Source organism: Eubacterium coprostanoligenes (assembly GCF_900167205.1).
Lineage (GTDB): Bacteria > Bacillota > Clostridia > Oscillospirales > Acutalibacteraceae > Eubacterium_R > Eubacterium_R coprostanoligenes.
In genome coordinates this window covers 1-23,238 of sequence record NZ_FUWW01000002.1, presented here as the reverse complement: position 1 = coordinate 23,238, position 23,238 = coordinate 1, and the positions used below count along the sequence as shown (strand labels likewise).

Below are 23,238 nucleotides of genomic sequence, written 5' to 3'. Positions count from 1 at the left end.
ACGGGTTCTTTTTTAAAGGTGAGTACAATGAATAACGACAACAAAAGTTCGGGCGGTCGCACAAGAAAAATAATTGTCCTCTTGGCAGTTATTTTGATTGTTGTAGGAGTTGGAATAATGCTGTTTCAAGCTATTTCAATCCAAAATGCAAAAAATAAAGATGCCGAACTTACATCATCAACAACAACTCAAACATCAACTGAACAAGCAACAGTTGCGAACAAAATTGATTTTGATTCATTAAAAAAGAAGAATAAAGAAATCTACGCTTGGATAAAAGTGCCGGGAACAAAGGTAAACTACCCTATTGTTCAAAGCAGCACGGATGACGCATTTTATCTCAAGCACAGCGCAACAGACAAAAGCTATTCATCAAGCGGTGCTGTATATACACAAAGTATGAACAAAAAGGATTTTACCGACAGAGTGACGGTTATTTACGGTCACAACGGCTACGGCGACACCTATTTCACAACGCTTCACAGATTTGAAAAGCAAGATTTCTTTGAAAAGCACAAAAAATTCGTGATTTACACAGCTAACGAAAAACTGACATACAGAATTGTATCTGCGTTTAAATATGACGACAGGCATATCATGAACAGTTTTGATTTCCACGATGACAACATTTTCAAAGAATTCATTGAAATGGTTCAAAATCCAACATCTTCTAACAAAAATGTTTCAAATTCTCTTGACAAAGAAATCACGATAGACGATAATATTGTGGTATTGTCCACTTGCTTTACAGGACAAAAAAGCAACAGATATTTAGTATGCGGAGTATTAGTTAAGAATGAAAAAACCAATTGATCCAAATTTAAATTCAAACGAGAGTGAGGATATACTCTTCAACGGCGGATATGATGAAAACAAAATCATAGAAGTTGAACAGTCGTCAATCAGCAATAAAACGCAAAATGATATTCAAACTCAAACCAACGAATTAAACAAAATTGTTGAAAAAACTGCTGACGAAATGGAGCACAGACACCATCACCACCATCACCACCATCATTCATCAAGCGGTGAGCACCGTCATTCTCATTCACACCACTCGTCACATTCATCAAAACATCACAAAAGTCACAAGCACAAATCATCAGCTTCAAGAAAGTTGAAAAGAAAGTGGAAGAATATGAGCAAATGGATTAAAGTTCCGTTTGTCATAATTTTGATAATTGCAATTTTGGTCGGCGGAATCGAGGGTGCGTTATCCTATATAAAATACAAGGGTAAAAATGATTTTGTTTCTGCGACAATTACCGACAAAAATCACGATGAAATCATCACATACAAAGGTCACAAATACGCATTCAACGAAAATGTTGTGTCTATTGCATTTATGGGCATTGACCAAAGAGAGATGTTGAGCAAAAACGATGCAGACTTTGTGGGATGTGCAGACGCAGATGTTGTTGTTACGGTTGACACCGGAAACGGAGCTGTCAAAATCATCAACATTCCTCGTGACACAATGGTAGATGTTGATGTCTACAATGACACAGGCGTTTTCTTGAGCACAGACAATGTTCAGCTTTGTCTTGCATATGCCTACGGTGACGGCAAGGAAAAGAGCTGTGAAAATGTGACAAAGGCTATCAGCAGAATTCTATACAATGTGCCTATCAACAAGTATTTTGCACTTGACCTTGAGGGTGTTGCACCAATCAATGATGCAATCGGCGGTGTTACTCTTGAAGCACAATACAGCGTGCCTGACAAGGGCATAATCAAGGGACAAACCGTTACACTCAAAGGTGATATGGCAGAAGCATATGTCAGAACAAGAGATATGGACTATCTTGAAGCTTCGCTCAACCGCTCTGCAAGAATTGAGCAATATGTAAAAGCATTTGCGCAACAGCTTATTCCTGCAGTTAAGAAAGATTTTGGTGTTGTTACCGATTTGTACAACACAGCATCAAAATACAGCAAAACAAACATCACATTGAACAACGCAACCTATCTTGCATCAACCGTGCTTGACAAAGGTATCGACTCGTTTGAAACCTACACTATCACTGGTTCAATGACCGAAACCAAGCACACCAAATATCCTGATGCTGTTATTGCCGAATTCACTCCTGATGAGGACAGTGTTATGGAAGCTGTGTTGAACACATATTATATTCAAATTGACTAAAAATAAGGCTGTCGATAAAGTCTCTTATATAAACAAAAATGCTGTAGGCATCAAACTTACAGCATTTTTTCTTTTTTCAATATCATATTAGTACATATAATTTGTGGCTTTTACAAATTTGCCGTCTTTATAATAAGTCCTCGGCACTCTGCGTGCAACTCGACACGGAAGTTCATAGTTGAACGAGTAAGCAGAATTTGAAACTTCTTCCATAGATAGTTCAGCGTCGCCGTCTTTGCCGACCAAAGTTACGGTGCTGTCAAGTTCTGCGCCGTCAACATCGGTGACATCAACCATAAACTGATCCATACAAACTCTGCCGACAATCGGTGCATATTGACCGTTGATGATTACTCTGCCCTTGTTTGAAAGGCAACGAGGATAGCCATCAGCGTAGCCAACAGGGATGGTTGCAATCACTCTCGGCTCGGTTGTTTTGAATGTTCCGCCGTAGGACACTTCTCTGCCCGCCTCAAGAGTTTTAATGTGCGAAATGTGAGTGAGCCACGACATAACAGGTTTGATGTCGAGAAGCGACTTGTCAACTTCCTCGCTCGGATAAAGACCGTAGAGAATAATTCCCATTCGGCACATATCGAAATATTCATCAAAATTCATAATGCCTGCGCTGTTGTTCAAGTGCTTAATCGGGATTTGAATCCCCCTATTTTCAAGCATCTCAACAAAAGCCTTGTACTTTTCTCGCTGTGCAAGTGCTTTTGTCAAATCCGTCTCATCAGCCGTTGCAAAGTGAGAGAAAAGTCCCTCGGCTTCAATGTTCGGCAAAGCACAAATTTTTTTGCAAACATCAGCACTTTCCTCATTAACCTGAAAACCGATACGACTCATTCCCGTATCAATGCAAAAATGAAACAAAACAGTTTTGCCCTGCTTAACCGCTTCATCAGACAAAGCCTTTGCCGTGTCGTATGAAAAAACAGGAATACGAATGTCATATTTCACAACCAAATCATAAAACGCAGGAGCGACATAGCCCAAAATTAAAACCGGGGTTTTTATGTCGGCTTTTTTTAGTTCAACGGCTTCCTCGATGCAAGCAACACCGAAGAAATCGCATTTGCCCTGCAAAAATTTTGCAAGTTCAACTGCACCGTGACCGTAAGCATCAGCTTTAATAACTCCCAAAAGTTTGCAACCCTGCGGCAATTTGGCACGAGTGTTGTTGTAATTATATTCAACGGCATCCAAATCAATTTTTGCCTGTGTTCTAAAGTACATTATTCAATCACCTCTGAAAGTGGCACTGTTTTTATATCATTTTCGGCAAAAGCCTTGTTGAGTGCATGAACAAAATCAAGTGCCTTTTCGCCGTCACCATGGACACAAACGCTGTGAGCCTCAATAGGCACTTCCTCGCCTGTGTAAGCGGTAACCTTGCCTTCTTTTATCATACGAATAACACGAGATATAGCCTCGTTTTCATCGGTAATCATTGAGCCTTCAAGTGTTCTTTTACGCAACGAGCCGTCAGCCTCGTATGCTCTGTCGGCAAAAACCTCGCTGGCATATTTTATGCCGACCTGTTTTGCCGCCTCAATCATTTTTGAGCCTGAAAGAGCAAGCAAAATCAATGACGAATCAAAATCCTTGATTGCATTTGCAATGGCAAGCGACATTTCCATATCCTTTGCCGCCATATTGTACATTGCTCCATGAGGCTTGACATGTTGCATCTTCACGCCTTGTGCCTTTGCAAAGGCTGAAAGTGAGCCAAGCTGACAAAGAGTGATGTTGTACACTTCTTCAGGTGACAAGGTCATATTTGTTCTGCCAAAATTCTCCTTGTCCAAATAGCCCAGATGAGCGCCAAACGCAACGGAATTCTCTTTGCACAAAGCAACGGTTGTATTCATAATATTGCTGTCACCTGCGTGAAATCCGCAAGCGATATTTGCTGAAGTAATCAAGGGAATAATCTGCGAATCAAAAGCAGCTCCCTCGCCTAAATCCGAGTTTAAATCTACAAAATACATCTATAAACTCCTTAATAAATTCTAATAAAACAGATATAAACGCTACGCAAATTAATACTTCAACGCAACATTTTTTACATCTGTGATAAACATATGCCCCGGTGCGTGAGTAATTGCAATCGGTGGCTTTGTTTGCATAACAGCATTTTGAGGGGTTACACCGCACGGCCAGAACACCGGCACTTCACCCTCGTTGATTGTAACGCTGTCGCCATAATCAGGATGATTGACATCCAAAATGCCAATGGCTTCAGGGTTGCCGATTTGAATAGGTGCACCATGAACTTTTGGCATTGCAGCCGTAACCTCAACCGCCTTGACAACCAAATCATTTGGTATCGGACGCATTGAAACAACCATATTCCCGTGGAATGCACCTGCCGAAGCAAGTTCAATATTTGTATTGAACATCGGCACATTTACATTTTCCTCTATATGACGCACAGGAATGTCCGCCTCGAGCATTTCGCTCTCAAAGCTGAAACTGCAACCGATGAGGAAGTATACAAAATCATCTTGCCAATATTCGGAAATGTCTGTAACTTCTTTTTCAAGTACACCGTTTTTCCAAATTCTGTACTTTGGAAAATCCGTGCACACATCTCCCTCGCTTGCCATAGCCTTGAACTCTCTTGAGCCGACATCGCCGACCTCTAAAATTGGGCACGGCTTTGGGTTACGCATACAAAAAAGGAGAAAATCAAAAGCATAGTCCTTTGGCAAAATGCAAAGATTTGCCTGCGCATAGCCTGCGCACATACCTGATGTTTGAAAATCAATTTTGCCCTCACGGATAAGTTTTTTCACTTCCTGAGGGTGCATTGCTGAATAATCCATATTCACTCCTAAAATCAAAACATATATAAATTATCAAAAAATCGTTTTTGTTTTTTGGCTTCTTGCTCTGCTTCCTCAACGGTAACGCTCTTAAATCTGACCGTGTTTCCTGCCAAAAGTTGTGACGCACGAGGCAAGTCAACGCTGATTACAGTTGCAATTTTTGCATAACCGCCCGTTGTTTGATGGTCTGCCATAAGAATAATCGGCTCGCCCGAATTCGGCACTTGAACAGAACCGAAAACTATGCCGTCGGATATAATATCCATACCGTTTTTCGACTTGAGCGGTTCGCCTGAAAGCCTTATACCCATTCTGTCCGACTGAGCAGTAACTTCATACTCCTGCGACAGGAAAAGCCTTATATCCTCGTCTGTGAACATATCATTTTGCGGACCTAAAACAACACGAAGCTGAGCATCTTTGCTGTATTCAGATTCAGGAATTTCCCACTTGTCAATATCGCCGAGGTGGAACGCACCCGTTCCGATTGAAAGAACATCTCCGCTTTGCAGTTTTCTGCCATTGTATCCGCCAAAAGCAAACTTCAAATTTGTTGAAGTACTGCCAAAAACATATTCTCCGACTATTCCGCCTGCAACGGCAAGATAAGCACGCATACCGCTTTTTGCCGCACCCATAGAAAGAATGTCGCCTTTATTTATCTTGTAAGCCTTGTTTCTTTTTATCGGCTTGTCATTTATTTTTGCGCCAAAATCCGCACCTGAAACGCAAATCACAGTATCCTGCGTAAATCTTGCAGTAACGCCGAGCACAGTCATTTCAAGAACAGGCGCACTGTCGCAATTGCCACACAATCGGTTGGCAACCGTCATAGAATATCTATCCATTGCGCCGTTTTGGGTGAAGCCGTTTTTCATAACCCCTACCCTGCCGAAGTCCTGCACGGTGGTCAAAATTCCCGGAGTAATAATCTCTATCATAATTCTGCCTCCGTAACCTTAACCTGATATTCGCCACTTTGAACCTGCTGTTCAATTCGCTTGAATTCGTCCAAATCAACAGGCACAAAACGAATGTAATCACCTGCGGAATACAAAATCGGATTTTCTCTTTCCTTGTCATAAACCTTGAGGGGAGTTTTGCCGATAAGTTGCCATCCGCCCGGAGAAACAACGGGATAAATGCCTGTTTGCTCACCGCCGATACCGACAGCACCCTCAAAAATCTCCGACCTCGGCGAATCAAGGCGAGGTGTTGCAAGGCTTTCGTCCATACCGCCGAGATAAGCAAATCCCGGCAAAAAGCCAAGCATATAGATAAGATAATCTCTGCCACTGTGTCGCTCAATAACTTCCTGCCGTGTGAGGTGCGAATGTTCGCAAACATTACCCATATCAAGAGCGAAGCAATCGTCATAGCACACAGGAATTTCAAAAAGTCTTGCCTTTCGGCTTGAAGCGACTTTGATATTTTTCAGTATCTTTGCTAGGGTATTTTTCAGCTTTTTTGCGCTGATTTCGGTACAATCATAAAGCACCGACACCGAGCAAAATGTTGGGATATATTCGGTAACACCCTTTATCCCTGCTTGCTCGATTTCGGCGCAAAGAGAGGTCACATACGCATTGACCTCTCTGCTTATTTCATTTTTAAACTGTACGGTAACCGCACTGTCACCGTTTTGCAAAAATGAATATATCATCCGAAAAATCCTTTTTTAAGTGTTGTTTCAAACCAAGCGGTTGTTTTATCCTCAACAGTATGAGGATATTCGATAAGACCTTTCATCAAGGAAATCATAGGCAAAATAATGTTTTTGCCGATACCGTCAATATACGGTCTTGCTTCGCCGTACATATCAAGCATACCTGCCTTTGCGGCAGCATCCATAACAGCCGACTCCTCTTCCTCGGTGTGGAAAAGGCTAACATCGTCCAAAAGGAAAGCTGTGCAAGCCATAAGAGCATTCATACCCCAATCGCTGACAGTTGCAGTGATGATGTTGTCCGCAGCTGTGTCTGCCAAAATGCCAAAGCCTGTGCCTGCCTTGCAACCACCCTCCTCGGCATATGGGATATATTTTCTGATGTGTTCCTCAATTGTGCCCATGCCAAGCTCGTTGCCAAGGTCACCGATAGAAAGATTGTACACACCTCTGTTTTGACATTCTCTGAAAAGGACATCATATTTTGCCTCAACATCAGTTGTGTTTACACCGACTGCGTTGTGATAATAGCCGTTTTTGTTTCTGCCCGGTGCTTCGTTTGAAATGATAGCACAAGGAAGCCCGTGAGAAAGAATTTCCGCTGTTTGTTCAGCCTCTTTTGCCTTGTCCTTTGTAAAGGTGACAATGCAAATTGTGTTGTCCGGAATATTGTCTATATCATAAGTAACATCAACGCCGAGCACCTCGCTCATAGCCTTGATTGATTTTTCGCACTGGTCAGGAACAATCATAACAGGCTTTGCGCCAAAAGCACGCATAACAAATCGAGCAAACACGGTTGAAGAAATAATACCGTCTGTTTCAGCCTCATTCCACGGAAGAAGAACAAAACCTGTGAGGATAAACACTTTTTCTCCCTTTTTGATGTTCTGCACAAGTCCCTCTGCACCGTTGAGCGAAAGAGGCTTGCCTGTGTATTTAATTGCACCGTCATAAAGAATACGGCACACACCGTATCCTCTCGGATCAAGATTCATCAGCCAGTCGAGATTGTAGCCGACATTAAGTTTTGTAAGTTCTGTTCTGTTCATTATGCTTTGCACTGCTCCTCAAAATCTTTAACCAAAGCGTCCTGAATTGTCTTGAGCATTTCAGGTGCTTTACCGCCTACCGGCTTGCCGTCAACAGTCTTTACAGGAATACAGAATGAACCTGTTGAATGAACAATAATTTCATCGGCATTCATAAGTTCATCAAGAGTGTAATCTCTTTCTTCAACGCTATAGCCGAGTTTCTTTGCAAAAGCAAGAAGACGAATTCTTGCAGTACCCGGAAGTACTTTGTCATCAAGCTGATGAGTGATAACCTTGCCGTCCTTGAAAATAGAAACATTTGAGTGTGCACACTCTGTTACCAAATCTCCTCTGTGGAAGATAGCCTCTTGACAACCTGCTCTGTCTGCTGCTGTTGCAGCAAGGCAAGACGGAATAAGGTTCAAGGTTTTGCAATTGCAATAATAGAATCTCTTGTCCTCATAAGTGATAACATCAATAGGCTTGTATGTATCTGCAACATGAGCAGGAGTGAGAGTAATCCACAAATTGCCCTGCATATCTTCAGGATAAATATGACCTCTGAGTCCGTTACCCCTTGTAACCTGCATATAAACAAACTGGTCACCGTCATCAACCTTCAAAACAAGTTCACGAAGAAGTTTGTCGAGTTCATCACGCTCAATCGGAATGTTCATACCGAGGAGCTTTGCAGAATTGTAAAATCTTGTGAGGTGGGCGTCCATATCAAAAACAACATGGTTGTGAGCATAAGTAGCATCGTAAACACCGTCACCAAACCAACAAACTCTGTCGAGCATCGGAATTTGCATATTCTCGATTTCGTCATATTTACCGTTATAGTAACCTAAATTTTTCATAAAATTTCCCCCAAAAATAGATTTCAATAAAAAAAAGCGCAAGAAAACTCCGAATAAACGAAAAGACTTCCTTGCCCTCTTTTTTAATTTTAATACTATTAAATATAAAAGTAAATAGCTAATTCATATATTATGCGTAGAAATTTTAGGTCGATTTTTGTGCAGATTACAACAAATGTAATATTTCAACAATTTGCCTTTTGTAATTCAAAAACTCATCTGTAAGATTGAACTCGGTTGTTCTCGGCTTTGGTGCATCAATTTTGATTTCGTTTGCACACACACCGTCGGCAAGGATATAAATTCTGTCCGACAGCAAAATTGCCTCGTCAATGTCGTGAGTGATGAATACGGTTGATAAATCAATGTTCTGCATAACATCAAGATACCACTTGTGGATGACAGATTTTGTTATCGTGTCAAGCGCACTGAACGGTTCATCAAGAAGTGCAACGCCGTTTGATGACAAATAAGTGCGGAGCAAAGCCGCTCTCTGACGCATACCTCCCGAAAGTTGTGACGGATATTTGTACTGCGTGCCCTCAAGACCAAAGGTTTTGAAATAAGGCTCTGCCTGTGCTCTTGCATCCTTTTTGCTGACGCCCTTGACAACAAGAGGAAGCGAAACATTGTCTATCACCTTTCTGTAAGGCAAAAGCAAATCTTTTTGGAGCATATAGCTGACATTGCCGGGTTTGCCCGTAATATCTTCGCCGTTTAACCAAACCTTGCCGCTGTCGGGCATATGAATACCCGACAGGACATTAAACAGCGTTGTTTTTCCGCCGCCGCTGACACCCAAAAGGCTGACAATCTCGCCCCTGTTGAGTGTAAGCGAAGCACCTTTTAAGACCTTATTATCGCCGAAGCTTTTATAAATATTTTCAGCCTTTAAAATTTCCATAAATTATGCCAAATAATCGTTTGTGAAACCTGTGTTTTCAGGAATTTTTTCTTCTACAATCTTTTCTTCGCCGAGCCAGTTATAAAATGCGTTCCATCTTGCAGGGTCGATATAGCCCCACTTCGGAGCATCTGCAACATACTGGTCTACCATATACTTTTGGCTTGCCTTTACAAGTTCTTCACTGCCCTTTAGTGAGCCTGTGTCGTCACCGTCAATAAGGATTTGAGCTGCTTCGTCAGGATTTTCGATAGCATATTCATATCCCTTTTTGGTTGCAGAAAGGAATGCCTTAACTGTTTCAGGGTCGTTCTTGATAAGATCGTTGTTTGCAATAAGAATAGGAGTGTAATAGTCAAATGTAGGGTTCAAATCCTTAAAGAAGAACCTGTCAACTTCTACATTGTTTACCTGAGCGTTAACTCCGCCCCATCCGTCAAACACCCAAATTGCGTGATCCGGATTTTGCTTTACATCCTGTGCTTCGTCTGTCACAGTGTTTGGAATTCTCTTAACCTTGCTCCAATCACCGCCGTCTGCCTTAACAACATTTTCCAACATTGCAAGTTCAATAGGTGAATCCCAAGTGAGATATGTTTTGCCTTCAAGACCCTTTGGACTGTCGATGCCTGCACCCTTTTTAGACATAACGCAAGAAGTGTTGTGCTGAAGAAGAGCGGCAACAGCTGTAACCTGCATTGGAGTTGCAGATGTGAAAGCAGAAGCGATTGTATCCTGTGCGTCAATAGCAAACTGTGCCTGACCTGCGGAACAAGCCTCTGTTGCACCGTTTTCAGGTGGCTGAACAATTGATACATTAAGACCTGCGTCTTTGTAATAGCCTTTTTGCAATGCAACATAAAAACCTGTGTGGTTTGTGTTAGGTGTCCAATCAAGGCAGAGTGTAACATCCTTTAATTCTTTTGTTGTGTCGTCTGACGCATCATCCGAATTTGTCTTTGAACAAGCGGCAAATGCACAAACAAGAGAAAGCGCAAGCAACAATGCGATTATTTTCTTAAACTTTTTCATTTTTTGTCTCCCAAATTTTCTGTTTTATGTACCCACGGCATAGAAATTCTTTCAAGCAAAATAACAATGCCCATAAGCACCAAGCTGATTGCCGAAATAAACACGATAACGGCAAACATTTTGTCAAAGGCATAAGCCTTTTTTACTCTTGTCATATAAACGCCGAGTCCCTCAAATCCGCCGAGCCATTCCGAAACAACGGCGCCGACAACCGCATAGGCGGCAGAAATGCGAAGCCCCGAAAAGAACGAAGCGGTAGCATTCGGCAATTTGACTATTCTAAAAATTTGAAGTCGTGTTGCTCCCATAGAACGCATAAGATTTATCGCATCGGCATCAACGCTTTCAAATCCGTTGAGAAGTCCGATTGCAATAGGGAAAAATGTTGTGAGAACAACAAGTGTGATTTTAGGCGCCATACCAAAGCCCATCCAGAGCACCAAAAGAGGCGCAATTGCAATGGTCGGAATTGTTTGAGTAACAACCAAAACAGGATAAAGAGCCTTGTTGATTATGGTAAATCTGTCCATAAGGCTTGCAATGACAAAGGCTATTGCAATGCCGATGAGCAAGCCGTAAAAAGTTTCCTGCAAAGTGACAGCCGCCTGTTTCATCATAATTGAAAAATTGTCAACAAACGCTTTGACAACATCAATCGGTGACGGCAACATATATGCAGGCACAAGTTCCATATCGCAAGCCAAAAACCACAACAGCAATATGACAATTATCGCACCGAGCGGTGCAAGTTTATTGGTGATGTTTTGTAACTTTTTTGTCAATGGTCAATACCTCGCCCTCAGGATTGTAAACCACCTTGACATATGCGCTCACGCTTGGGCAACCTGCCTTGATTGCAACCTTTTGGCAGTTTGCAACAATTTCCATAAGCTCATCATAGCTTTCGCCCTCAATGGTAGTTTCGAACGGACCTACATAATAATTGAGTCCTGTTGACTTGATGTATGCAATAACCTCGTCAACAATGCGGATAAGTTCGTCCTCATCCTTTACGCTTGGCAAAACCTGAATAGCAACACTTGCTTTCATAATAAAATACTTCCTTTCATAATATTCTTGATAAGTCAAGAAAAAAGCACCGAAAAAATCGGTGCTGAAATCCTAAATTTATATCGTCTTCCTACGCTCGCATTACCGAACAGGTTAGAAGGGTATAATCTCAGCCAAGATTGAAAAACAATCAGCACCCCTGACTTATTAAGTTAACGATATTTTACCACTTATTTCGTTATATGTCAATATATGAACTAATGAAGCTGTGGAATTAATGCGGTTGCGATGCCGAAATATACGAGAAGTGAAACGGCGTCAACAACGGTTGTGATGAACGGTGACGACATAACCGCAGGGTCAAATCCGACTTTTTTTGCAATCATAGGTAATGTGCAACCGATGAATTTTGCAAAAACGATCTCAACAACCAAGGTGAGGCAAATTGCAAGGTCAACAATGAGGGTTATATCATCGTTGTGCATAATCAAATGGTCGACAAGCCAAATCTTGATGAAATTTGCCGCAGCAAGGCTCAAGCCACAAACCAAACCGACACGAATCTCTTTCCATATAACCTTGAAGAAGTCCCTGAATGTTACTTCGCCGAGGCTCATGGCACGAATGACCGTTACGCTTGCCTGACCGCCGGAATTTCCGCCGGTGTCCATAAGCATAGGAATGAATGCGGTGAGGACTGTCATTGCAGCCAATTTGTCCTCAAAACCTGTGATAATCGACCCTGTGAATGTTGCCGAAATCATAAGGAGCAGCAGCCACGGGAAACGGGATTTCCAAGTTTCAAAAACCGAGGTTTTAAGGTATGTTTTCTCCGTAGGGAGCATAGCGTTCATCTTTTGAATATCCTCGGTGTTTTCCTCTTGGATGACATCAATAGCATCATCGACCGTGATGATACCAACCAAACGGCCTTCCATATCAACAACGGGAAGAGCAAGAAAATTGTACTTGTCAAAAAGCTGAGTTGCAAGTTCCTGGTCATCAAGCGTGTTTAGGGAAATAATGTTTGTTTCCATAAAATCGCTGATAACATCGTCGTAATCGTGAAGCAAAAGTTCCTTAACGGTGGTAACGCCGATTAGTTTTCTTGAGCTGTCGCAAACATAACAGGTGTAAATGGTTTCCTTGTCAATACCTGTTCGTCTGATTCGCTTGAAAGCCGCCTCAACCGACATATCTTTTTTGAGGTCAACAAACTCCGGTGTCATAATAGAGCCGGCTGAATCCTCCGGATATTTAAGCAAAGTGTTGATTGATTCTCTCGTTTCGCTGTCGGCATTGCGGAGAATTCTCTTTACAACAGTTGCAGGCATTTCCTCAATGACATCAACGGCATCATCAAGGTAAAGCTCATCAAGCACTTCTTTAAGCTCGCTATCCGAAAATGCGTGAATAAGTGACTCCTGATTGTCGCTGTCAAGTTCAACAAAGGTTTCCGCCGCTTCTTCTTTGGCAAGCAATCGGAACATAAGCAATCGCTGATTGGCTGACACTTCATCAAGAACGCTCGCTATATCGGCGGGGTTCATTTCCGACAGTAGATTTTTAAGTTTTGCAAACTCTCTTTTTTCACATAATGTTTGGATTTCTTCAATGATTTCTTCTTCATCCATTTCCTGAATATCCACTTTCATTACTGTCACCGCCTTTGTTGTTTTATTTGTTATAGATATACACGACTATTCCTCGTCCTCGTTTTCAGGCTCATCCAAACAGTCAAAAAATTCAGTTTCGTCATCGTCCTGCGCCTTAACAGCCACTCTTTTAAGAATCAAGACTGCTATCGCAAGAATGACGATTCCGCCAAAAATTCCAAGAAGCATCACCTTGAATTGAGGTGATTTGTGAAACACCTCGTTTTTGATAATATCCTCATAAGAATTGTTTTTTAGTTCTTTTTTAAGTTCCTTTGATGTCAAGTCAAGACGCTTAACTTCAAATTTATACGATTTGAGCGTTCCGTCAGATGAAACAACACTTGCCTCAATAATCGGATTCTGCTCGGTTGTCATCTTGAATTCCTTTGGAACATTGCAAGACGCACCCAAATCTTCAGGCACAGCTGTCAATTTCAGTTCTGTCATATCCTTTGGGATATAAAGCTGATAATAGGTTTCCTCGTTATTAATTGACGGATAAACACAACCAAGTTCGCAATCAAGCTCCTTGAGATTTGTGTTTGAATTGGGGTTTACATTGACATCATTATACTTATATTCAAAGAAATAATTTGCCGAAAGTGTAACATTCTTAACCTCAACATTGATACCGTTCACTCCGTCTTGATTATAGGTCACAAAAATTTCTGCGCCTTTGCTGACTTTGTATTTTTTAAGAGTCGGTGTTTCGCCGTCAGAATTTACATTGATGTTATAGTAAAACTGTGTCGGTGAAAAATCGCCCTCAATTTCGGCATCGTTGAATTCTATTGATTGCAAGGTTGGTGCTTTGACTGTTTTGCTTTCTGCCTTGTCACCTGCAAAAACGGTGAACGGCACAACAACAGCAAGCATCATTGCCACGCACAGCATTGCTTTAATCGTTTTTTTCATATTTACTCCTTTATATCAGTCCGCAATTATGAAGCGTTCTATACCTGAAGAGATAAGATGTTCATACACACGGGTTGTATCAAGCTCGGTTGAAATATAATAAATTTGATTATTGCCTAACTTATCAAGATTTTTTATTTGTTTGTCTATTGCGGAATTCTTTATATTTCCGCTTTCGGCATCTTTGCCTGTGATTTTTACATCAACCTCTTTGAGCAATTTGACATCACCGCCAAGGTCGTTTTGAAGCCTCTTTGCCAAGGTTTTATAGCCGTCATTATATTTGTCCGAAACATCGCTCGGAAGATTGTAGTCGTACAGCACAAACACCTGAATGCCATAGCCTTTCAGTTCTCTGACAATATCGAGAATATAGTTGTACACCTGCTCGTTATTCGGGTCAAGGTAATTATTTCCCTGACTGTCGGTATAAAGCTTTTTGCCTTTTTTTACAGCCAAATCTTTGTTGTGCGACGGCAAAACATTGTCTTTATAGCAACAAATTCTTGCAACTGGCATAATGTCGTTTTCTATAAGTCTTTTGATTGAACCGATGCTGTCACTGCCGACATTGCTCATTGCACCGTAAGTGTCAATGGTTGCAAGCGATGAACGATAGCCGATTGTGCCGTCATCACGCTTTGCATCAAAAGTGATGCTGTTTGCAGAAGTATCGTGAACCTCATTAATAACAGAAGTGAGCATTGCGGAATTGTCAAGGCTGATGGATTCGGTCATAAGTGACGACACATTGATGGTCAACTGCGATAAAGCATTGCTGTCGGCATTGTCCTGATTGAGCAATTTTTCAGCCGGTTCTGCCTGGCGAATCATATGCACATCCATCACGGTATAACCACCGAAAAGGAGCACAACAATCAGCAATGATGACACAACGATTTTTATTGCTCGAAGTCTGTTTTCTTTCCTTTTTTGAGCCTTATATTGAGCGGCACGGCGTTTGTCATTATAAACATTACCCGCTTCGCCCTCAACAGTATATTTGTCGGCAAAGTCAATCGGTCTGCCCTGTGGTTCTTCCGTCCAATGCTCGTTGCGGTGCTCATTGGTATAAAATTTTCTTTTTTTCTGATTTTTACTCATAGCAAATCACTGTGCGTCTTGTGCGTTTTTCCTCAAAATAGCAATAGTTTCAGCAGGGTTTTCGCTCTTGAAAACAGCTGAACCGGCAACAAAAACATTTGCTCCTGCCTTTGCTGCAATTTTGATAGTTTCGGCATTGATTCCGCCGTCAACCTCGATGTCGATATCAGGATTAATCTTGCGTATTGCCTCAACCTTTGGCATAGTCGATTCCATAAAACTTTGACCGCCAAAGCCAGGCTCAACAGTCATAACAAGCACCATAGAGAGCTTGTCAAGATACTTTACAACTTCGTCAATCGGAGTTGCCGGCTTAATAGCCAAGCCTGCCTTTTTGCCAAGTGACAAAATCTTGTTGATAGTTTCCTCGGTGTCGCTGTCGCACTCGGAGTGGAAGCAGATAATGTCGGCGCCTGCCTTTGCAAAATCCTCTGCGTAATCAAGCGGATTGCTGATCATCAAATGCACATCAAACGGCACATCGCACACCTTTTTGCACGCAGCGGTGACAGGTGCACCGATTGAAATATTCGGCACAAAATGCCCGTCCATAACATCAACATGAATCAAATCCGAAGTAGAAATTCTTTCAAGTTCGGACTGAAGATTTGCATAGTCGCTCGCCAAAATTGACGGTGAGATTTTAACTTTATTGTTCATAAGTAATACTGCTCCATTTTTATAGTCGATATATTATAACATTATATACGCTATAATTCAAGAAAAAAGTGCCGAAACGAATCGACACATTGCAGGCTGTTGAGAAAGTTTCTGAATTTCGTTTTCTTGCGAGTGGGAGCTGTACGATTGTACCACCCCCGAGCAAAAAACGAAAAACGCCAAAAAAGCTGTAAGTTCGATACTTACAGCTTTTTTTAACCCCTCCGTCAACACTTCGTGTTGCCACCTTTACTGCGTAGACGCCCCCCCTTTTGTCTGCGTTGCAGACATTTCCCCCGATTAACGGGGGAATAACCTTGCTTCAAGTGGAGGCAAATGTAGTTATCTTTTGGCATGTTTCAGGAGATTTATCAACAGTCTGATGAATAAATACTGCCGTCTGTGACACAGAATCCAAGTGTGTGCGGCTCGCTGTTTTGAGTGTAATCTATAAACAGTTTATTGTTAGTTTCATTTATAGCAACTATCTGCATGTCGTCATCAGCCAATGTATCGTTGAAAACAGCCATCTGCTCGTCATCATATTCATCAACATTGTCACTCATAAAGAGGACAGAGCCAAAAAGTTTGATGAACTTTGCAAGCACCTTTTGTTGCTCAAAAGTGAACTTAATGTTGCTTCTGCGAAGCAAGAACACATCGGGATCACATAAAAACGCACGATTGTTCAGGCATCTTCTGTACACGCTGTTGTGGATGGCATTCGGGGTTGAAACATCTTCTCTGTGAGTGAGATTGCGGAAAAACTTATGCTTCCAGCCGAGATCCATATCCGCACCGATTCGCATATATTCAACCTTGCCGAAGCACGGCATTTGCTGAACTCCGCAGCCCAAAATCTGCTTGTTGCCTACACATTCACGGAGAAAATCAATGCTTTCGTAAGCAAGCTGTCCTCTTGTTTTGTTGTGAAGCGGAACAACCGCAGTTGCATACAAAAAGTCGAGTTTGACAAGGTCGAAGCCCCAATCATTGAGCACGGTGTCAAACACATTTTTTATATATGCTCTTGCATCGGTATTATCAATATCAATCGCATAAAAACCACCCCAGTTTGCACCGACCATAATCGGCTTGCCGTTTTTGCCTTTTACAAGCCAATCGGAGTGTTCAGAAGCCAGTTTTGAACCCTTTTGTGCACCGAACGGAGCAAGCCACAAACCCGCCTGCCAGCCTTTTGCGTGGATTTTTTCAACAATCGGTTTCATACCGTTTGGGAACTTGGTTTTGTTGATTGAAAGCCAATCGCCAACCGCCGTTTGATAGCCGTCATCAATCTGAAAAGTGTTCACCTTATCTGTTTTTTCAGAGATTGCATCAAGGTCACGAAGAATAATTTTTTCGTTGATTTTTTGATAATAATTATACCACGAAGTGTAGCCTTTTATCTTTTTGTCGGTCAAAGGCTTGACATTCATCTTTGCAAAATATCTGTCGAAAACCTCGTCATAACCGCCATTGTCAAAATACAAATCAAGAAGTTCATACGGCTCACTTATCGTGATACCCTCAACATCTTTTGAAAAGCGGAGAGTGTTTTTGTTCATATCTGCATAGATAATTGTATATCCTGTGCGGTCGTTGAGAGAACCGAAGAAATCAATATTTTTCTCATTTCTGACATAAGCGAATGAGTTTGAATGAAAAACACCGCATTCTTTTGACTGTTCAACAAAGGTGTAGTTACCTACCAAATTCATACCAAACGGACTTTTGCCGAACAGACCTTTGCCGACGATTCCCTCATCTGCCATCAATTCATTTTTGGCGAATTCTTTTGTATCAGTCCACGACTGAAAGCCGTTTGCAAAAAACTTGCTGTCCTGCGGATATTCGTATCCCCTTTCAAGATAAAAAGAGATGTCGCTGATTTCTTTTTTGGGGATAACGCTCAAGGTCAACCCGTTTTCTGTCTGACGCAAATCAAACGAAACATCATCGTTTGAAATTTCGGTAGTTTTGATTTCTTTGCCTGTTTTATAACTGAAATTCAATTTATAATTCATAAATTTACCTCATCAAAACTTTTCAAGCGAATTTGCAAGGAATGTCTTTGTCTTTTCGCTCTGCGGATTTTCATAAATCTGTTCCGGTGTGCCGATTTCCTCAACAACACCGTCTGCCATAAACATAATCTTGTCAGAAACATTTTTGGCAAATTCCATCTCGTGAGTAACAACAATCATAGTGCTGCCCTCATCCTTTAAGTTTTTGATTACATTAAGCACCTCGCCTGTAAGTTCAGGATCAAGCGCTGAAGTCGGTTCGTCAAAGCACAAAATGTCAGGGTTGAGCATAAGTGCTCTTGCAATGGCAACTCTCTGCTTTTGACCACCCGAAAGCTGACACGGATAAAAATCGATTTTTTCGGAAAGGTCCACTCTTGCGATGATTTCCCTTGCTTGTTTTTCAAGTTCTTCCTTTGTGCCGAGTCCCAAAAGTGACGGTGCAAGAGTTAGGTTTTTAAGCACGCTGTACTGCGGAAAAAGATTGAAATCCTGGAACACAAGACCAAAGTGCCTACGCTTTGCTTTGAGTTCCTTATCCTTGATTTTTTTATCTTTTACGCCGTCATATATCACATTGCCGTCAATCGAAATTGTGCCTTCATCAGCGAATTCCAAAAAGTTTACGCAACGCAAAAGTGTTGTTTTTCCCGAACCCGAAGAACCGATAATCGAGAGAACTTCGCCCTTTTGAAGTTCAAAATCAATGCCCTTGAGCACCTTTGTTTTTCCAAAGTTTTTCTTAATTCCTTTTACTTCCAACAAAGCCATAATGTCCCCTCCTTACGCTTCAAAATAGCTCATTTTCTTTTCTGCCCAGTGGAAAATAACGGTGAGAATTCCACAGAAAATAAGATAGAAAGCGGCTGTGTAGAACAGAGGCCAAATAAGACCTGCCGATTTGATAAAGTTCTGTCCCATAAAGATGATTTCGTACACCGCAATGATACGGGCAAGTGAAGTATCCTTTACAAGAGTGATGATTTCGTTGCTCATCGGCGGAACAATTCTCTTGACCACCTGCAAAAGTGTTACCCTAAAGAAGATTTGGCTTTTGCTCATACCGAGCACCAAACCCGCCTCGGTTTGTCCTTTTGGTATAGATTCGATACCGCCACGATAAATCTCGCTGAAATAGCAAGAATAGTTGATAACAAACGCAACGATAACCGCATTAAATCTTTCCATAAGATCCCAGCCGAAAATCAAGCCCGGACCAAAATAAACGATAATGAGTTGAAGCATAAGCGGTGTGCCACGAATAATCCAAATGAAAATTTTTGTCAAATACTTAAGTGGCTTGAACTTTGACATTGAGAAAAAGCTGAGCACAAGCCCCAACGGAAGTGAAAATACAAGGGTGAGTGCGAAAATCTTAAGTGTTTCCGCAAAACCCTTGAGCAATTCAAGTGTTACTGTCCAAAACATAATAAAATTAATCTCCTAATACATTATATTGCCGTCCTTATAACAAGGGCGGTCTTAATAGATATTATTGCCTATTACTCACCAAAAGGCAGTCGCCTAAAATTAAGCAACTGCCCCTAAAGTGATTAATTTGTGTAATTATTCTGCAAGTTGAATACCGTACTTTTCAGAAAGCTTTTGCAATGTGCCGTCTGCCTTGTATTCTGCAATAATCTCATTAACCTTTTCTGTCATATCGCTATTCTTGCGGAAGCTGATACCGTACTGCTCGTCAAGAAGAACAAGTGCAACCTTGAGGTCTGAATAGTCTGTGCCCTCACCTGTCATAGCCTTTGCCATTGTTGAGTCAATGATGCAAGCGTCCGATGAACCTGAAGCAACTTCCAAAAGAGCGTCCGCCTGTGTTGTAACAGCTGTTACATTAAGACCGTTGTCCTTTGCTGCCGAAGCACCTGCCGAACCGTTCTCTGCTGCGAAAGAAAGATTTTTGAGGTCATCAACCGACTTAATCTTGCTAGCAACTTCAGATTTTGCAACAACAACCTGCTGATTCATTGCATATGCGTCTGTAACCGATGAGTTATTCTTAACTTCATCTGTGATTGTCATACCGTTCCAAATGCAATCGATTGAACCTGTCTGGAGTTCAAGGAACTTGTTGTCCCAATCAATAATCTGAAATTCAGCTTTAACGCCAAGCTTTTCTGCAACCATATTTGCAAAGTCTGCATCAAAGCCAATCCAATTGCCGTTTCCGTCCTTATAATCCATAGGAGCAAATTCTGTAATACCTACAACGAGTTTGCCTGATTCAACAATCTTTTCCGAATCTGTTTTGCTTGAATCGTTTGATTTGTTGCCCGAGCACGCTGTGAAAGCAAAGCATACTGTGAGCACTGCCAAAACAATTGCAAGAACCTTTTTAATAGTTTTCATAATATCTACCTCATTCAATTTATTTGATGGGTTCATTATACTTTATTTCTTTAGCGTTGTAAAGTGGTAACACGATAAAATCTCAAAAAATTTGTATTTTTGTGCAACTTGCATAAAGCCAGCCCATAATATGATGTAAATAATATACAGGGCAATGTATAAAATATAAATAAATATTCATTTTTAGCATAACTATTGCAAAAAAATACATTATGTGTTATTGTGTAATCACTGAAAACGAAAACAACAACAAAGGAGACAAAGATTATGAAAAAGTTTTTAGCGGTTCTTCTTGCAGCATTGATGATTTGCGTAAGCTTCGTTGCATGCTCAAGCGAGAAAAAATCAGATGACACAAACACAGACACAGACACACAAGAAACATTGACAATGGTAACAAACGCAGAGTTCCCTCCATACGAATACAAAGAGGGCGACAAAGTTGTTGGTATCGATGCAGATGTTGCACAGGCTATTGCTGACAAGCTCGGCATGAAGCTCGAAATCGTTGACACAAAGTTTGACGCTATCATCCCTGGTGTACAAAGCGGTAAGTACGATATGGGTATGGCAGGCATGACTGTTACTCCTGAGCGTGAGCAGAGCGTTGCTTTCTCTGATTCTTATGCAACAGGCATTCAGTCAATCATTGTTAAGCAGGGCAGCGACATCAAGTCAGTTGACGACCTCAGCGAAAAGACAAAAATTGGTGTTCAGCTCGGTACAACAGGCGACATCTATGCAAAGGACGACTTCGGTGACGAGGCAGTTCAGGAATTCGACAAGGGTGCAGACGCAGTTCAGGCTCTTCTTGCAGGCAAGATTGATTGTGTAATCATCGACAACGAGCCGGCAAAGTCATTCGTTGCATCAAACGAAGGATTGGAAATCCTCAATACATCATATGCTGAAGAAGAATATGCAATCTGCTTCAAGAAAGACAACACAGAACTTCAAACAAAGGTTAACGGTGCTCTCAAGGAACTCATTGCAGACGGCACACTTCAGGAAATCGTTAACAAGTACATCAAAGCTGAATAAGAATAATTCGGCATCATAAACACAATATAAAGGCGAACCTATCGTTCGCCTTTATTTATGGAGATACAAAATGTTAGATATTATTTTAATGAAGGCTCCCGCTTTTGTGGAAAACTTCAAAGAACAGTTTGACCTCAACTTTATACAAAAAGACCGATGGAAGTATATGGTTACAGGTCTTGGAAACACACTTAAAATTACAGCTGTTGCCGCAATTATCGGTATTGTAATCGGTGTGCTTATCGCCGCAGTTCGTACCTCATACGACAAAAACGAGGAATCCCTCAAAATTCGTGGCGGATTCACTTGGTTTATTATGAGATTTCTCAATTTCATCTGCAAAATTTACCTCACTGTCATCAGAGGTACACCTGTTGTAGTTCAGCTCCTTATCACATATTTCATCATATTTGCATCATCATCAAACGGCGTCGGCGTTGCCATATTTGCATTTGGTATCAACTCCGGTGCGTATGTTGCGGAAATCTTCCGTGGCGGTATTATGTCGATTGATGAAGGTCAGTTTGAAGCCGGCCGTTCAATCGGTTTCAACTACTTCCAAACTATGAGATACATCATTTTGCCACAGATGTTCAAGGCTGTATTGCCTACCCTCCTCAACGAGTTCATTGCACTCCTCAAGGAAACATCTGTTGCGGGTTATGTTGCCGTAACCGACCTCACAAAGGCAGGTTCAAGTATTTCGGCTGCAACATATTCATATTATATGCCACTTTTGTCAGTTGCTCTCGTTTACCTTGTAATCGTTATGCTCCTCACAAAACTTGCAGGATTGCTTGAAAGGAGGCTCCGTAAGAATGAACGATAAAGCACTTATTGCCGTAAACAATGTAAAAAAGTACTATCTCGGTGGAGAGGTAAAAGCTCTTGACGGAGTTAACCTTGAAATCAACAAAGGCGAAGTTGTTGTTATTATCGGTCCATCAGGTTCGGGTAAATCAACAATGCTCCGTTCGCTCAATCTTCTTGAAGTTCCGACAGACGGACACATTGTTTTTGACGGTGAGGATTTGACAAATCCAAAACTCAACATCAACAAGCACAGACAAAAAATGGGTATGGTGTTCCAGCACTTCAACCTTTTCCCAAATATGACAATTCTCCGCAATTTGACCATTGCGCCGATGAAATTGCTCAAAAAATCGCAGGCAGACGCAGAGGCAAAGGCACTTGAACTTCTTGACGCAGTCGGACTTCGTGACAGGGCAGACGCATATCCAAGCCAACTTTCAGGCGGTCAAAAGCAGAGAGTTGCAATTGTAAGAGCACTTTGCATGGAACCTGAAGTTATGCTTTTTGACGAGCCGACCTCGGCGCTCGACCCTGAAATGGTAGGCGAAGTTTTGCAGGTTATGAAAGAGCTTGCAAACAAGGGTATGACAATGGTTATCGTAACCCACGAAATGGGCTTTGCAAAAGAAGTTGCCACAAGAGTCATCTTTATGGACGAGGGCAAAATTCTTGAACAAGGCACACCTGACGACATCTTCAATCATCCAAAAGACCAAAGATTGGTTGAGTTCTTGTCAAAGGTACTGTAATCATATATTAAATACATTAAAGGGCATCCGAGAGGATGTCCTTTTCAAACTGTCGATAAAGCCCCTGAACCACGCCAAAATATAATCAACCGAATTGTGCCTCCCATTTTTTAAAAGATGATTCCCCCGTTAATCGAGGGAAATGTCTACAATGCATACAAAAGGGGGCGTCTACGCAGTAAAGGTAGCAACACGAAGTGTTGACGGTAGGGTTTTAAAAATGCTGTAAGCATTGAACTTACCGCATTTTTGGCGTTTTCCGCTTTTTGCGAACAAGCATATATAAGGCTTCCAAAAAATCCGTGGATTTTTTGGAAAGAGGAAAAACATATGTAGTATACTTACAAAACTTTGTTTTGTTCTATACGGAATATGTTTTGACGAGGTACAGCAAAGTTCGCAAGAAAACGAAATTCAGAA

At 41.4% G+C, this 23,238-nt stretch carries 24 protein-coding genes and 1 riboswitch; of the genes, 5 read left to right on the top strand and 19 right to left on the bottom strand.

Going from position 1 to position 23,238, the window contains the following annotated elements; translation table 11 throughout:
- The first annotated feature begins 27 nt into the window (after nt 1–27).
- Together B5D29_RS00865 and B5D29_RS00860 are read left to right on the top strand one after the other, a co-directional pair.
- A complete protein-coding gene (locus B5D29_RS00865; protein WP_078767687.1) occupies nt 28–813 on the top strand; it encodes a class B sortase in 786 nt (261 codons plus the stop codon).
- A complete protein-coding gene (locus B5D29_RS00860; protein ID WP_078767686.1) occupies nt 797–2,146 on the top strand; it encodes an LCP family protein in 1,350 nt (449 codons plus the stop codon). Before B5D29_RS00865 ends, B5D29_RS00860 begins: the two co-directional genes overlap by 17 nt.
- 87 nt (nt 2,147–2,233) lie before the next feature.
- On the opposite strand, the gene alr is transcribed toward B5D29_RS00860, so the two are convergent.
- The 19 genes from alr to B5D29_RS00765 form a co-directional block, all read right to left on the bottom strand.
- Nucleotides 2,234–3,385 carry an alanine racemase gene (alr, locus tag B5D29_RS00855; protein ID WP_078767685.1) on the bottom strand — a complete coding sequence of 384 codons (1,152 nt, stop codon included), beginning with the start codon at nt 3,383–3,385 and terminating at the stop codon, nt 2,234–2,236.
- Entirely contained in the window at nt 3,385–4,140 is a 756-nt protein-coding gene (locus B5D29_RS00850) for a 5-oxoprolinase subunit PxpA (RefSeq protein ID WP_078767684.1), read from the bottom strand. The genes alr and B5D29_RS00850 overlap by 1 nt, the downstream gene beginning before the upstream one ends.
- 51 nt (nt 4,141–4,191) lie before the next feature.
- Nucleotides 4,192–4,977, bottom strand: coding sequence for a putative hydro-lyase (locus B5D29_RS00845; RefSeq protein WP_078767683.1), 786 nt, complete (start codon nt 4,975–4,977; stop codon nt 4,192–4,194).
- A 14-nt stretch (nt 4,978–4,991) separates the two neighbouring features.
- Entirely contained in the window at nt 4,992–5,921 is a 930-nt protein-coding gene (locus tag B5D29_RS00840; protein ID WP_078767682.1) for a 5-oxoprolinase subunit C family protein, read from the bottom strand.
- Nucleotides 5,918–6,643: a 5-oxoprolinase subunit PxpB gene (gene pxpB / locus B5D29_RS00835; RefSeq protein ID WP_078767681.1), complete on the bottom strand. Its 726-nt coding sequence runs from the start codon at nt 6,641–6,643 to the stop codon at nt 5,918–5,920. Before pxpB ends, B5D29_RS00840 begins: the two co-directional genes overlap by 4 nt.
- Entirely contained in the window at nt 6,640–7,698 is a 1,059-nt protein-coding gene (locus tag B5D29_RS00830) for a DUF4392 domain-containing protein (protein WP_078767680.1), read from the bottom strand. Before B5D29_RS00830 ends, pxpB begins: the two co-directional genes overlap by 4 nt.
- Complete coding sequence (locus tag B5D29_RS00825) at nt 7,698–8,540, bottom strand: aminotransferase class IV (RefSeq protein ID WP_078767679.1); 843 nt, start codon at nt 8,538–8,540, stop codon at nt 7,698–7,700. Before B5D29_RS00825 ends, B5D29_RS00830 begins: the two co-directional genes overlap by 1 nt.
- Before the next feature lie 166 nt (nt 8,541–8,706).
- Nucleotides 8,707–9,444 carry an ABC transporter ATP-binding protein gene (locus tag B5D29_RS00820; RefSeq protein ID WP_078767678.1) on the bottom strand — a complete coding sequence of 246 codons (738 nt, stop codon included), beginning with the start codon at nt 9,442–9,444 and terminating at the stop codon, nt 8,707–8,709.
- 3 nt (nt 9,445–9,447) lie between these two features.
- On the bottom strand, nt 9,448–10,476 hold the full coding sequence (locus B5D29_RS00815; protein WP_078767677.1) for an ABC transporter substrate-binding protein: 1,029 nt from the start codon (nt 10,474–10,476) through the stop codon (nt 9,448–9,450).
- On the bottom strand, nt 10,473–11,258 hold the full coding sequence (locus B5D29_RS00810) for an ABC transporter permease (protein ID WP_078767676.1): 786 nt from the start codon (nt 11,256–11,258) through the stop codon (nt 10,473–10,475). The genes B5D29_RS00815 and B5D29_RS00810 overlap by 4 nt, the downstream gene beginning before the upstream one ends.
- Nucleotides 11,227–11,526: a thiamine-binding protein gene (locus B5D29_RS00805; RefSeq protein ID WP_078767675.1), complete on the bottom strand. Its 300-nt coding sequence runs from the start codon at nt 11,524–11,526 to the stop codon at nt 11,227–11,229. The genes B5D29_RS00810 and B5D29_RS00805 overlap by 32 nt, the downstream gene beginning before the upstream one ends.
- A gap of 71 nt (nt 11,527–11,597) precedes the next feature.
- Nucleotides 11,598–11,698: riboswitch (TPP riboswitch) on the bottom strand.
- A 46-nt stretch (nt 11,699–11,744) separates the two neighbouring features.
- Nucleotides 11,745–13,142, bottom strand: a complete 1,398-nt coding sequence (mgtE, locus tag B5D29_RS00800; RefSeq protein ID WP_242941711.1) for a magnesium transporter — start codon at nt 13,140–13,142, stop codon at nt 11,745–11,747.
- Nucleotides 13,143–13,187: 45 nt separating this feature from the next.
- Entirely contained in the window at nt 13,188–14,060 is an 873-nt protein-coding gene (locus B5D29_RS00795) for a hypothetical protein (RefSeq protein ID WP_078767674.1), read from the bottom strand.
- Between the two features lie 15 nt (nt 14,061–14,075).
- A complete protein-coding gene (locus B5D29_RS00790) occupies nt 14,076–15,164 on the bottom strand; it encodes a putative glycoside hydrolase (RefSeq protein ID WP_078767673.1) in 1,089 nt (362 codons plus the stop codon).
- A gap of 6 nt (nt 15,165–15,170) precedes the next feature.
- Entirely contained in the window at nt 15,171–15,824 is a 654-nt protein-coding gene (rpe, locus tag B5D29_RS00785) for a ribulose-phosphate 3-epimerase (RefSeq protein ID WP_078767672.1), read from the bottom strand.
- A 371-nt stretch (nt 15,825–16,195) separates the two neighbouring features.
- The gene (locus B5D29_RS00780; protein WP_078767671.1) at nt 16,196–17,851 is read right to left on the bottom strand and encodes a glycoside hydrolase family 36 protein; all 1,656 of its coding nucleotides are present in this window, start codon (nt 17,849–17,851) and stop codon (nt 16,196–16,198) included.
- A gap of 12 nt (nt 17,852–17,863) precedes the next feature.
- Entirely contained in the window at nt 17,864–18,622 is a 759-nt protein-coding gene (locus B5D29_RS00775; protein WP_078767670.1) for an amino acid ABC transporter ATP-binding protein, read from the bottom strand.
- Between the two features lie 12 nt (nt 18,623–18,634).
- Nucleotides 18,635–19,279 (bottom strand): amino acid ABC transporter permease, encoded by a 645-nt coding sequence (locus B5D29_RS00770; protein ID WP_078767669.1) that lies wholly within the window; start codon nt 19,277–19,279, stop codon nt 18,635–18,637.
- 138 nt (nt 19,280–19,417) lie between these two features.
- Entirely contained in the window at nt 19,418–20,215 is a 798-nt protein-coding gene (locus B5D29_RS00765; RefSeq protein ID WP_078767668.1) for a transporter substrate-binding domain-containing protein, read from the bottom strand.
- Between the two features lie 267 nt (nt 20,216–20,482).
- On the opposite strand from B5D29_RS00765, the gene B5D29_RS00760 reads away from it, so the two are divergent.
- The 3 genes from B5D29_RS00760 (at nt 20,483) to B5D29_RS00750 (ending at nt 22,818) form a co-directional block, all read left to right on the top strand.
- Nucleotides 20,483–21,256 carry an ABC transporter substrate-binding protein gene (locus B5D29_RS00760; protein ID WP_078767667.1) on the top strand — a complete coding sequence of 258 codons (774 nt, stop codon included), beginning with the start codon at nt 20,483–20,485 and terminating at the stop codon, nt 21,254–21,256.
- Nucleotides 21,257–21,326: 70 nt separating this feature from the next.
- A complete protein-coding gene (locus B5D29_RS00755) occupies nt 21,327–22,085 on the top strand; it encodes an amino acid ABC transporter permease (RefSeq protein ID WP_242941710.1) in 759 nt (252 codons plus the stop codon).
- Nucleotides 22,075–22,818 carry an amino acid ABC transporter ATP-binding protein gene (locus B5D29_RS00750; protein WP_078767666.1) on the top strand — a complete coding sequence of 248 codons (744 nt, stop codon included), beginning with the start codon at nt 22,075–22,077 and terminating at the stop codon, nt 22,816–22,818. The genes B5D29_RS00755 and B5D29_RS00750 overlap by 11 nt, the downstream gene beginning before the upstream one ends.
- The last annotated feature ends 420 nt before the right edge of the window (nt 22,819–23,238 follow it).